The sequence below is a fragment of the Lactobacillus gasseri ATCC 33323 = JCM 1131 genome (assembly GCF_000014425.1).
GTDB lineage: Bacteria > Bacillota > Bacilli > Lactobacillales > Lactobacillaceae > Lactobacillus > Lactobacillus gasseri.
In genome coordinates, this window is sequence record NC_008530.1 from 717,007 (window position 1) to 729,135 (window position 12,129).

The 12,129-nt window shown below is 34.5% G+C and carries 16 protein-coding genes and 1 other annotated feature; of the genes, 15 read left to right on the plus strand and 1 reads right to left on the minus strand.

Annotated features, from left to right (window positions below; all coding sequences use genetic code 11):
• Positions 1–3: 3 nt before the first annotated feature.
• The 9 genes from LGAS_RS03610 to LGAS_RS03650 all read left to right on the plus strand — a co-directional run bounded on the left by LGAS_RS03610 (position 4) and on the right by LGAS_RS03650 (position 8,214).
• Positions 4–1,209 carry an MFS transporter gene (locus LGAS_RS03610; protein WP_003647552.1) on the plus strand — a complete coding sequence of 402 codons (1,206 nt, stop codon included), beginning with the start codon at positions 4–6 and terminating at the stop codon, positions 1,207–1,209.
• Between the two features lie 103 nt (positions 1,210–1,312).
• A complete protein-coding gene (locus tag LGAS_RS03615; protein ID WP_003647551.1) occupies positions 1,313–3,109 on the plus strand; it encodes a DUF2207 domain-containing protein in 1,797 nt (598 codons plus the stop codon).
• Positions 3,110–3,129: 20 nt separating this feature from the next.
• Positions 3,130–3,552 carry a GNAT family N-acetyltransferase gene (locus LGAS_RS03620; protein WP_003647550.1) on the plus strand — a complete coding sequence of 141 codons (423 nt, stop codon included), beginning with the start codon at positions 3,130–3,132 and terminating at the stop codon, positions 3,550–3,552.
• A 41-nt stretch (positions 3,553–3,593) separates the two neighbouring features.
• Complete coding sequence (locus LGAS_RS03625) at positions 3,594–4,076, plus strand: DUF7679 family protein (protein WP_003647549.1); 483 nt, start codon at positions 3,594–3,596, stop codon at positions 4,074–4,076.
• Entirely contained in the window at positions 4,054–4,881 is an 828-nt protein-coding gene (locus tag LGAS_RS03630) for a PfkB family carbohydrate kinase (protein WP_003647548.1), read from the plus strand. Before LGAS_RS03625 ends, LGAS_RS03630 begins: the two co-directional genes overlap by 23 nt.
• A gap of 3 nt (positions 4,882–4,884) precedes the next feature.
• On the plus strand, positions 4,885–5,442 hold the full coding sequence (locus LGAS_RS03635; RefSeq protein WP_003647547.1) for an ECF transporter S component: 558 nt from the start codon (positions 4,885–4,887) through the stop codon (positions 5,440–5,442).
• A 47-nt stretch (positions 5,443–5,489) separates the two neighbouring features.
• The gene (locus LGAS_RS03640) at positions 5,490–5,669 is read left to right on the plus strand and encodes a 2-hydroxymuconate tautomerase (protein ID WP_003647546.1); all 180 of its coding nucleotides are present in this window, start codon (positions 5,490–5,492) and stop codon (positions 5,667–5,669) included.
• Between the two features lie 305 nt (positions 5,670–5,974).
• Entirely contained in the window at positions 5,975–7,297 is a 1,323-nt protein-coding gene (locus LGAS_RS03645) for a DUF2325 domain-containing protein (RefSeq protein ID WP_021314815.1), read from the plus strand.
• Positions 7,298–7,374: 77 nt separating this feature from the next.
• The gene (locus LGAS_RS03650) at positions 7,375–8,214 is read left to right on the plus strand and encodes a YitT family protein (RefSeq protein WP_003647545.1); all 840 of its coding nucleotides are present in this window, start codon (positions 7,375–7,377) and stop codon (positions 8,212–8,214) included.
• Here the strand turns inward: LGAS_RS03650 and LGAS_RS03655 are convergent.
• Positions 8,209–8,565, minus strand: coding sequence for an arsenate reductase family protein (locus LGAS_RS03655; RefSeq protein WP_003647544.1), 357 nt, complete (start codon positions 8,563–8,565; stop codon positions 8,209–8,211). The two genes, LGAS_RS03650 and LGAS_RS03655, sit on opposite strands and share 6 nt — an antisense overlap.
• Positions 8,566–8,686: 121 nt before the next feature.
• Positions 8,687–8,767 (plus strand) — a sequence feature (ribosomal protein L21 leader region).
• Positions 8,768–8,781: 14 nt separating this feature from the next.
• Between LGAS_RS03655 and rplU the strand changes: the two genes are divergently transcribed.
• The 6 genes from rplU (at position 8,782) to nusB (ending at position 12,101) form a co-directional block, all read left to right on the plus strand.
• On the plus strand, positions 8,782–9,093 hold the full coding sequence (gene rplU, locus LGAS_RS03660; RefSeq protein WP_003647543.1) for a 50S ribosomal protein L21: 312 nt from the start codon (positions 8,782–8,784) through the stop codon (positions 9,091–9,093).
• Positions 9,094–9,112: 19 nt separating this feature from the next.
• Positions 9,113–9,412, plus strand: a complete 300-nt coding sequence (rpmA, locus tag LGAS_RS03665; RefSeq protein WP_003647542.1) for a 50S ribosomal protein L27 — start codon at positions 9,113–9,115, stop codon at positions 9,410–9,412.
• A gap of 72 nt (positions 9,413–9,484) precedes the next feature.
• The gene (locus LGAS_RS03670; protein ID WP_003647541.1) at positions 9,485–10,582 is read left to right on the plus strand and encodes an aminopeptidase P family protein; all 1,098 of its coding nucleotides are present in this window, start codon (positions 9,485–9,487) and stop codon (positions 10,580–10,582) included.
• 84 nt (positions 10,583–10,666) lie between these two features.
• A complete protein-coding gene (gene efp, locus LGAS_RS03675) occupies positions 10,667–11,236 on the plus strand; it encodes an elongation factor P (RefSeq protein ID WP_003647540.1) in 570 nt (189 codons plus the stop codon).
• A gap of 16 nt (positions 11,237–11,252) precedes the next feature.
• Positions 11,253–11,699, plus strand: a complete 447-nt coding sequence (locus LGAS_RS03680; RefSeq protein WP_003647539.1) for an Asp23/Gls24 family envelope stress response protein — start codon at positions 11,253–11,255, stop codon at positions 11,697–11,699.
• The gene (gene nusB / locus LGAS_RS03685) at positions 11,700–12,101 is read left to right on the plus strand and encodes a transcription antitermination factor NusB (protein ID WP_003647538.1); all 402 of its coding nucleotides are present in this window, start codon (positions 11,700–11,702) and stop codon (positions 12,099–12,101) included.
• Positions 12,102–12,129 lie beyond the last annotated feature (28 nt).

The following is a 12,129-nucleotide window of genomic DNA, read 5'->3' on the forward strand; positions in this document are numbered from 1 at the left end:
GAAATGAAGTGGGAGGAAAATAAAATGAACGAAAAGAATCCACAAGATCATGTGATCTTTAAAATATCATTATTATCGATTTCAATCTTTTTAATGATGGCACCAGCTATTGCACCTGCTTTACCGCTAATGTATCATGCCTTTCCAGGCATAGATAAGGCCGGGGTTGAAATGCTATCAACGATTCCTAATATCGGAATTGTAATTGGTTTATTAATTAGTCCATTTTTAATTAAGTTAATGGGAGAAAAGCCAACTACTATTACTGGTTTGGTAATAACTTTGTTAGCTGGTACTTTTCCAATGTATGCAACTGCTTATACACCTATTTTAATTTCTAGATTTTTGATCGGTGCAGGAATTGGTTTATTCAACTCACTTGCTGTTAGTTTAATTCCGCAATTCTATAGTAGTAATGAAGAAAAATTAGCCACAATGGTGGGCTATCAAAATGTAATGGGTAGTTTGGGAGCAGCGCTTGCATCATTTCTGATTAGTTGGCTTTTAACTATTTCATGGCATGCAGCATTTGCAATTTATTTCTTAGTAATTCCAGTTTTGATCTTGTTTATTTTATTTGTTCCACTTCCTTCTTCAAGACAAAAGAAGGCTGACAAAGCAAAAAAGGCAAAAGAAAAACAGACTATTAATGGTAAAGTAATTTTAATCTCGGTTTTAATGTTCTTTATTTTTCTATTTTATATGCCAATGAGTTTTAAGATTCCTGCTTTAGTTGTTCAAGAAAAGTTAGGAACAGTTAGTGAGGTTTCAGCTTTAACTGGAGTTTTGAACTTAGTTGGTATTCCAGTAGGAGCATCATTTGGGTTCTTCTTTAAGAAATTACACGATAAGATCTTTCCACTAGGATTTGCTTTAGTAGCAATCGGTTTCTTTATAATTGCGTTAGCAGGTAATTTCATTATGTTGAGTATTGGTTGCTTAATTTTAGGAATTGGTTTTGGCTTAGGTGTGCCATATATGTACAATTGGCTGGACTGGTCAGCTCCAGCAAATTCAGTTAATTTAGCAACAACCATTGTTTTGGTACTAGTTAATGTAGGATGCGCAATTTCACCAATGATTATCAATGCAGTTACGCCAAGTGCTAAAATGGGATTATTGATTTCGGCTATTTTCTTTGCTTGCTTTTTAGTATATGCGATTATTCACTATCTAAGAGTTCACAAAAAGCAAAGCGCTACTGCTTAAAACTAAATATATTCACTAATTAAGCGTTAGAATATTATCTAGCGCTTTTTTTGCGTATTAAGTTATAATTAAGCCAAAACTCACTTTTTCTCACGGGGGACCTATGAAAAAATTTTTTCACCTAATAATTGGAATGATAATGCTTGTAACTTTAACCATTATCTTTACAAAACCTGCATCAGCTGATGTAGATTATGATATTACTAATGTTGATGTTACTGCTCATGTAAATATAAATGGATCATTGTTGATGGAGAGAAGAATCACTTATAAATTTGACGATGATGCTCATGGTGTTTTTTATCAACAAAATCTTACTAATAATCAAGAACTAAAAAATCAGCAGGTTAGAATAATATCTGGCAAGAATTCACAGCCTGTCGTGCAAAGTGATAGTCACGCTAATAATACTTATGAATTGAGTCATAGCGACCATGGCTATCGCTTTAAGGTATGGCATAACGTAACTGATGGTGATAAATTTACGGTAATTTATACTTATGAAATTACGAATGCCATCATTAACTGGAAAGATACAGCCGAACTAAATTTTAAAATTATTGGTGATGGCTGGGATACAGATCTTGATAATGTTCGAGTAGGAATCTTTTTCCCGGGTCCAGTTAAGGATCTGAAAGCTTGGGCTCATGGTGACTTGTCGGGACAAATTACAGTTAATCCTGAAAAAGGCAATATTATTATGACAGCTGCAAATGTAAGTGGAAATGAAGGAATCGAGGTTCACAGTCTTTTTCCTACAGCGGTAACAAGTCAAAATAAAAATATTAGAGATCAAAATCATAAAAAATATGTCTTGAATCAAGAAGCAAAATTTGCTCGGGAAGCTAATGAACGTCGTCAAAGGAGTAGAATATTTGGCTTAGGTGCTTTGGCACTATCAGGCTTATTTTCTCTATTCATAATAATTAAAAGTTTTACTTTGAAGAAATCTGGAGTAAAGCCTAAAAAAGAAAAGCAATTACCCAGAAATTATGATCTTCCTAGAGTCTCACCAGTAATGGCTGAAATTTTGGATATAGATAATAAGCCAAGTTCTAGATCATTAACTGCTTATTTAATGGAATTAGCTGTACAAAAGAGGATAGAAATTGATCCAGTTAAGGTAAGAAGAAAAACATACTATAAAATTTCTTTAACCGACAAGGACTTGAAAGATGAAGTTCCTTTAATAAGATACCTATTTAATAAGGTTGGCGATGGAAAAAGTTTTACAACCTATGAACTAAAAAAACATCGATCTTCTAAGTTAAGTAAAATCTTCGCAAGTTGGCAGAAACAGAAAAAGCAAGAAGCAGTTAGTGCTGGATTTTTGGATAAACAGATTGAGAGTAAGAAAGATACTAATTTAGTTTTAATGATCATCTTGTTAGTATTAAGTGGCGCTGGAATAATTGCTGCTTTCTTTTCTAGTGAGGGAGCAGCAGGCTTATTTATAGCGGCTGTAATTCTGATAGGAGTCGCAATTCTAGCAACTATTTATAGTAATAAAAAGCTATCGCCATATACTGATAAGGGAGCAGAGGCGACTAATCAAGTACGTGGTTTTAAGAAAATGCTAGATGAGATTGGTAATTTTAAGATGCGTGAAGTCGGAGAATTGCCTTTGTGGGAAAAAATTATGCCATATGCAGTTGCTTTAGGTGTATCTAAAAAGGTATTGAAGCAACTTAAAATAGAATTTGCAGATGAAATTGATGATGCAAACATTTTGTTCTGGGGTCCATTTTATAGCTCAGGACAGGATGGATTTGCAAGTAATTTTAATTCAAGCTTTAATTCAGGGGCAAACTTAAACTCATCAGCTTCTGGTGGATCGGGTGGTTTTTCCGGTGGTTCATCAGGCGGCTTTGGTGGTGGCAGCGGAGGAGGCGCCTTTTAAACATTATGAATAAAATCTAAATTAGAAAATTTCAAGAAACTGACTTTGATGATTTATGTGTAATACACGATCAAGCAAGGAAGCAAGAATTAAAAGCAGCCTTCAAACCGTTGAAGATTGCAGCAATTGAAGAAGACTTATTTTCATATAATATTTATGTAGCAGCAATAGATGAAAAGATTGTTGCTTTTGTTGCCTTTAGCGATGATGAACTCGCCTGGCTTTATGTGGATCCTAGTTTTCAAAAGCAAGGAATTGGCAGTAAATTGATTGAATTTTCATTAACTAAGATGAAACGTCCAACTTATTTAGAAGTGTTAACTGGTAATCCTGCAAAAAGTTTGTATTTACATAAAGGCTTTAAATTTCTGCAGCATGAATCAGGAAAAATGCCTGGAAATGAGACATTTCACGTTGAAGTTGACTTATTGATTTATAAGTAGCAAAAATCGATAGTTTTAGTTAATAAAAAGTTGGGGAAAATTTGCGAAAAAGACAAGAATATATTTGGTGTTTAATTGCGCTACCAGACGGTAATAAAGAGTGGTATTGCTTAAGTAAGGTACTAAGACGGGCGCTTTTTATTGAAAAGAAAAACAATCAATTTTGGAAACAAACCATGATTGGCAATTATATTACTGTTGCAAGAAGCAAGTACATTAAAGGGCGAGCAAGACTAACAGTTGGTCGAATTGAGAAAATTAGAATTCGTAAAAATGGTGCTGCTGATTGGCACTGGAGCCGTAATCAATTCATTACAGCAGAGCATCTGCTCAACCTTAAGGATTCATATAATTATTTGAGGCATGACTATTGTTGGTATAATCGTTTAGCGATCAAAATGGCCTTAATTTATTGGCATAACAAATTGCTACAAATTAAACTGAATTCTATAAGATATGCAGTTAAAAAGAAACGATTAAAATTAGAAAGAACATTAAAAAATGGAAGAAAAGATTTTAGTTAGTCAAGATCTCTCCTGCCTGGGTCAGGTTTCACTTAGTGTTGCCTTACCAATTTTAGGAGCATGTGGCTATCAGCCAGATGTATTGCCGACAGCGATTTTGTCTACTCATACTGGTGGATTTGGCGATAATACTTTCTTAAATTTAAATAGCGAAATGAGTAAAATTATTGCTCATTGGCGGGACCAAAAGATTGATTTTAAAAATTTATACTTAGGCTATTTAGGTAAAGAAGCTATTGATTTTTGGCTGAGTCATATTTCTGATTTTAAAGACAGTAACGTACTGCTTGATCCAGCTATGGCAGATTCAGGTAAACTATATCACGGATTAGACACAGACTATGTGACAAAAATGCGTATACTTGCTAAGTCTGCAACAATCTTAACCCCTAATTTAACTGAAGCTTGCCTATTACTTGGGAAAAATTATCGTGATTTTTCAATTAATGAAATTAAAAAGCTTGCTTTAGAATTAAAAGAAAGATTCAAATTAAAAGAGGTAGTAATTACTGGTATTCTAATGAAAGAAAAAATTAAGATGGTAGGAGTATCAGCTAATGATCAAGTATTTGTAATCGAAAATGAAAAAGTAGGACGTTCATTTTTTGGTACAGGAGATATGTTTGCAAGTAGCTTATTAGTAGCAATTTTAGCAGGTTATTCCTTAAAAGAAGGCGTAGAAATAGCTGCTACTTTTATTAAAATGGCAATTGAAGTAACAGATTTAACTCAGGATAAGCGTTTAGGACCTAATTATGCAGGTGCTTTGCCTTGGTTAATGAATAAAAGTAGAGAAAGAGGATAGAAAATGCGGACAAAAGAAAATTCACTGGTTTCAATAATTATGACTGGCTTATTTGCTGCGATAATTTATTTAGGTGTCTGGGTCTTACGAATCCCAGTTCCAGCTTTAGTTGGTCGACCATTCATTCATTTTGGTAATACCTTAACTGCTGTTGCAATTTTGTATCTAGGATATCGAAATGGAATGTTAGCGGGAATTATTGGCTTAGGCGGTTTTGACTTACTTAATGGTTATGCAGCCACCTCTTGGTTAACAATGCTTGAAGTGGTGATAGTTGCCAGTGTCTTAACGGCAGTATACAAAGGGATGCACTATCAAGATAGTAAAAGAAATATTATTATTTTAGGAATTATCGCGGGGATAACTAAAATTTTTACAACTTACTGTGTTTCAATTGTAGAAGCATTGATGGTTGGAACTAGTTTAAATGTAGCTTTAGTTAGCTCTTTTGTGAGTTTACCGGCAACGGTTATTAATTCAATTTCAACTGCAATTTGCACGCCAATTTTGTATTTTGCAGTGCGCGATGGTGCAAAAAGAGTTTTAAGAAAGAGTGTATAGCTTAAATAAGTCTGCTATAATTTTGGTTAAAAAAGGAGGAATTTTAAATGCCATTTGTACATGTAGAATTAATTAAGGGTAGAAGTGATGAGCAATTAACTCAAATGATGAAGGATATTACTGAAGCTGTGCATAAGAATACTGGTGCGCCAAAAGAACACATTCACGTAATTATTAATGAACTTGATAAGCATACCTATGGTCAAGGCGGCGAATGGAGAGCTTAAAACAAAAACTCGTGATTAGTAAAATAAACTAATCACGAGTTTTATTTTGTAAAAATAGCTAAAGATTAATCTTCTTTTTTAGCTTCGTCTAAAGCCTTCATAATTGAAGGGTTCTTTGAGTGACAATCTTTTAACATTTGGTAATCTTCTTCAGATAATTTAACAGTGTACTTAGTCATAATTTTCCCTCACTTTTTATGTTTACCTTTAATATATCACTTTCTTGAGAGATTGATATAGAAATTTTGAATTGAACTAGATTAAATCGATATAATAGATAAAAAGTAAGTAAAAGAGTGATTAAAATGTTTGATTATCGAAATAACTTAAAAAGAATTTTAAATAATACTGCAGGCGATGAAAAAAGTCTTCAAAATAGTTTAAACGCAATTAAAGTGGTATTAGGTATGACAGGTGAAGGAGAGTCTACACCGTCAAGTAATAAAATGGATGCAAAAGTTGTTGCCCAAATAAATACTTTTCTTCAGGGAATAACTAAATTAATTGAACGCCCAGGTGATAAAAATGCAAAAAGTACTGCCTTAGGAGCGCTTCATAAGTTAACTTTTGATCATGATATTGCTGCAAACTTTGGAAAGCAATTGGGATTATTAGATCAAGCAATTCAAAATTCAGAAGAAACGAGTACTACAGTTAATCGAAAAATCTTTGAAGCTGCATTAAAGCCTAAAAAAGCGAAAGCACGTGATTATCGAAAGGGTAGACGATATACTGTTATCCGTGCATTGAAGGGTGCAGATTTGATCAATGATAATGGGGAAGTTGTCTTTGAAGTAAATGAAGGACAAATCCATGATTTAAATTTAAAAAGCGGCGATATTGTTGAAGCATTACCTTTAGCAAATAGCTTAAATGAAGCTGAAGTTTTACGAGTAGTTGGATATCGAAAATTACGGAGCCGTGATTATGACAAGATAGATGATTTTAAGTATGGAGTAGTACAAGGAAGTCCAGGCAATCTAAGTGTTTCACGGAATATCCATGGAGAAAAACTGATTATCAACCGTAAGCCAGTAATCGTTGCGCTTGATTCTAGTTACTATCAGAATAGAAATATTCATTTAGAAGACGGTGCAATTGTTGACTTAGCTTGGTATACAGGCGATGTTAGACTAAAAAAAGATCCAGCGAGTGCAGTTCAGGTTCGCTGGATCTATGAAACTGAGCAACCTAGGCGAGTTTCTAAGACTAAGAAAGAAAAGACAAAGGCAGCGGTAAGTACCCAAGAATTAGCTAAGTTAGATATGAATTTACATTATCAACGAGTAGGTATTGCTGTTGGCGATAATCAAAATGAAGCGATTTTAGAAGGGATTGTTAACCGCTATAATGGTATTCCAATTCCGATTGATGCATTTGAAGGTAAGAAAAAAGTAATTGAAAATCAAATTAAAGATTTAGACATTGTAATTTTGGTTACTGCATTTGCCGCTCATGATAGTACTTGGAATATTAGCGAGTTCGCAAGTAAGTATAATGTTAAATTTGCTGTTAGTTCTAGCAAGGGATATCAAGCATTTGAGCGTGCATTATATCGAGCAGAAAATGGAATGCCAGCTTATGAAGGAAGCCAACAACTAGAATATAAAATGTTAAAAAACAATTAGGAGTAAGCAGTGTAGCTGACAAGATGCATGAAAATTAGATAAAATATTAATAACTTATTTTTAGGAAGGATGATGAAATGACAAAAAACATCAAAAAGAAATCTTGGATGAGTTGGCTAGTTTTTTTAGCTGGCTTAGAAATTATCGCCATTTCTATTAATTTCTTCTATGGTCCAATTAATATTGCAGCTGGTGGCTCAACGGGTATCTCGATCTTAGTTGATGCAGTATGGGGTATTAATCGATCAATTACTGTTTTAATTGTTAATATTTTAATGCTCATTTTGGCAGCAATCTTTTTAGGAAAAAAGACAACGAAAAACGTTGTCTTAGGTAGTTTATTGCTTCCAATATTAATGGAAATTACGCCTAGTTTTAAAATTACTAATAATCAGTTACTAGCGGTAATTTATGGTGGGGCCTTAATGGGATTAGGCGTTTCTCTACTTTACCGCGTTAATGCATCAAGTGGTGGTACAACAATTCCACCAATGATTTTAAAGAAATATTTTTATATTAATCCAGCAATTGGACTACTTGCGATTGATATGATCATTATTTTTCTTAATATCTTTGTTGACGGCTGGAGTGCATTCTTATTAGCTGCTTTGTCGCAAGTAGTGACAGCCATGACTATGAATTATGCGGAAGCTGGTTTTGATCGTAAATATCAGGTGCGTGTGATGAGTAACGAGCATTTTGAAGAACTAAAGACAATGCTGCTTGATAACTACAACGGTTTAACAATTTATGATGTTGTTGGAGGTTATAGTGATGATGACAAAAAGCAGCTGTTATTAGTAGTTGATACTCGTGAATATGGTCCTTTAATCAATAAAATTCACGAGATTGATTCTGATGCTTTTATTATCACTGACACAGTTGCGCGTGTTCATGGCGGCCAATGGGGATTATAACCAAGTCTTTTCGTATATGTCTTCTTTAAAGCCGCAAGCTAATTTTTTACCATCGGTAACTAAAGGTCTTTTGATTAATTTACCGTTTTGTGAAAGTAATTTGGCTGCTTCTTCAAGCGTCATCTTGTTTATTTGGTCTTTTAAGTGCATTTGGCGGTAAACTTGACCAGACGTATTAAAAAAATATCTTAATCCGCGATCTTGAAAATCAGTTAACCACTTAAGCAGTTCCTCTTGCTTAGGTGGTTTTTCTACTAAGTCTTGATACTGATAAGCAATTTGGTGATCATCAAGCCAATTTTGAGCTTTCTTAGAAGTTGAACAACGTTTATAGCCATAAAATTTAAGCATATTTTTTCTCCTTGTTATAAATAATTGTAAATTTATTTTAGTATTTTTTTAGAAATTTTGATATTGAATTGCTTTAAAAGAGGGATGAGAGTATACTGTAAGAGTTGTATTTGTGGAAACCTCACATCTGCAACCGCACGTTTATGGGGTAAGAAGAGAATTAACGTTAATTCCACCTCATACGGCGAGTCTAAGTATTTTTTCGGAGGTGTACAAATGTACGCAGTTATTAAAACCGGTGGTAAGCAATACAAGGTTGCTAAGGGCGACAGCGTTTTTGTTGAAAAACTTGAAGTTAAGCCTGGCGACGAAGTAACTTTTGATGAAGTTATTCTTGTAAATGATGGTAAGTCAACTAAAATTGGTACTCCAGTAGTTGAAGGTGCTAAAGTTGTTGCTAAAGTTGAAAAGCAAGGCAAAGAAAAGAAAGTTGTTACTTTCAAATACAAGCCTAAGAAGCACTCACACACTAAGTACGGTCACCGTCAACCTTACACTAAGGTAACTATCGAAAGCATTGAAGCTTAATTAAGGGGTGAAACAAATTATGATGATTAACAATCTTGAAGCACTTAAATTATTTGCCCACCACAAGGGTGGTGGTTCAACTGCTAACGGTCGTAACTCAGCTGGTCGTCGTTTAGGCGCAAAGCGTGCTGATGGTCAAAAGATCAACGCAGGTTCAATCATTTTCCGTCAACGCGGTACTAAGATCCACCCAGGTAAGAACGTTGGTATCGGTGGCGACGACACTTTGTTTGCTTTAACTAGTGGCGTTGTTAAATTCGAACGTTTGGGCAGAGATCGTAAACAAGTTTCTGTTTACCCAGTTGAAGAAGCAAAATAATTATTTCTTTTGCAGACTGGACGTCCCTAAGGAACGTTCGGTCTTTTTTTATCTACTCAGGAGGTAGGTTACATGTCTTCAGATCAAGAGTTGCTAACTTTAATTAATAATCGAATTGATAAAACTACTAAATTGATTAAAGAAGAACAAGCAGATGCCTTAATTATTTTTAATCAAGCAAATTATCGTTTCTTAACTAATTTTTCTGGTGAAGAAGCTGAGCTTATTCTAACTGCTAATGGAGATCGAGTGTTATTGTCTGATTCCCGCTTTAAAGATCAAATTCGCCATCAAGCTCCTGGTGAAATGAAGGTCGTAATGCAGACAATGGATGTGGTTAAAGAGATTGCTAAGCAATTAAAACAATTAGATGTAAAGAATGTTTTAGTTGAAGGAGAGTTTATTTCTGCAACTCAATTTGAAGCTTTAAAAGAGGCCTGTCCTGATCTTAATTTTGTCTTAAGTGCTGAATTAGTTGAGAAAGTTCGCAATGTAAAAGACGACTTAGAGTTGGCTACTTTACAAAAAGCGATTGATATTTCTGCTCAAAGTTTTAAAGAGATCTTGCCTTTAATTAAACCAGGAGTTAGTGAAAGAACTATCGGGGCTAAATTAGACTATTTATTTAAAATGAATGGCGGCGATGGCCCTTCTTTTGAAACAATTGTTGCTTCTGGATATCGTGGTAGTTGGGCACATGGCGTTGCTAGCGATAAGAAAATTCAACAAGGCGAATTGATTGTAATTGACTTTGGTAGTTTTTATCATGGATATACTGCGGATATCACTAGAACAGTAGCTTTAGGACAAGTAGAACCAGAATTAGAAAAAATATACTATATTGTATTAGAAGCTCAAAAGCGCGGAATTGCTGGAAATACTGGAAAAGATATCGATCAAGCTGCTAGAAACTATATTAAAGAACAAGGATATGGGGAATACTTTGGTCATGGGATTGGCCATGGAATCGGACTAGAAGTACATGAACTTTGTACGCCAGCAATGCCATATGGAAAAGAAGTTATGAAGAATAATATGGCAATTACAGTTGAGCCTGGTATTTATTTGCCGGATCGCGGCGGTGTTAGAATTGAAGATGACGTGTTAATTAAGGACGATCATCCTTATGTAATGTCACAATTGCCAAAAGATGAGCTTTTAATTCTATAATTTTATCTAATTATGCGGTTAATGTTGCGAAACAATGGATAAGATTGGTAAGATAAGTAAGTGTAGAAATGAGGTAATTTTACTATGACAATGATCTCAGTTAATGAATTTAAAAATGGATTAACTATTGAATATAACAACGATTTATGGCGTATTGTTGAATTCCAACACGTTAAGCCAGGTAAAGGTAGTGCCTTTGTTCGTTCAAAGCTTAAGAGTTTAAGAACTGGTGCAGTACAAGAATATACTTTCCGTTCAACTGCTAAGGTTAATACTGCTGATATTCAAACCAAAGCTATGCAATACTTATACAACGATGGTACAAGTTTTGTATTTATGGATACTACTACTTATGAACAACTTGAAATTCCAGAAGCTCAAGTTGAAAGAGAATCTAAGTTCTTAAAAGAAAACATGGTAGTTAATGTCATTATGCACGATGGTGAAACTTTAGGTGTTGACTTACCTAACACGGTTGACCTTGAAGTTGCTGAAACTGAACCTAACATTAAAGGTGATACTTCCTCTGGTGGTGGTAAGCCTGCAACTATGGAAACAGGTTTAGTAGTTAATGTACCATTCTTTATTAATCAAGGTGATGTATTAACTATTAATACTGCTGATGGTACTTACGTTTCTCGTGCAAATAAATAATTTTTGAGGTAAAAATATGGCTGATAATTCAACGATTCTTTTATCAAGCAATGACAAAGGCGATGAAACCCGAGTTGATCTTGGTGTTTTAGAAGTTATTCTAGGAATTGCTGCCAGAAAAGTCGATGGCGTCAGCGAAATGCGTGGGACGCTGAAGACTGGCATTAATACTCTTTTTGGTCGTTCTAACCAAGGTAAAGGCGTTTCCTTAAGTGTTGAAGATGATAAGTTAACTGCTGATGTTTATGCTTATCTTGACTATGGTGTAAATGTGCCAAAAGTATGCGTCGAACTGCAAAAAAACTTGACTTTGCAATTGAAGCAAATGACAGATTTAGATTTAACTCAAATTAATGTTCATGTGGTTGGTCTAGTTTCAGAAACAGAAGAAACTGAATCTGAAGTAAAGGCTGACACAGAAGCACTTTTCCCAGACGATAAAGAGGACGAGGCTAAAGACTAAATGACACAGCATGAGATGAGAAGAATTGCAATGCAAGCAATTTATTTGGCTAACCAAGGAAACTTGACTAATGCGGAAGAAGTTTGTCAAAAAGCACTAAAAGCTTTAGAGCTCAAGAGCTTTCCAGATTATTCTACAGAAATAGTAAATGGTGTCTTGGCTAACAAAAAAGCGCTTGATGAGCAATTAAGTAAATACTTAAAAAAGGGTTGGCGTCTAAATAGAATTAACGAAATTGACTTGGCAATCCTTGAAGTGGCTCTTTACGAAATGCAAAATAGTAAAGTGATTGAACCAGTAGCTGCTTTAAATGAAGCGTTAAATTTATGTGATGAATTTAGCTCTAAAGAATCCAAAAAGTTTGTTAATGGTCTCTTGGCCAATTTCATTAAGAAAGACTAACTAATGAGTCGGCTCGTTGAGCCGACTT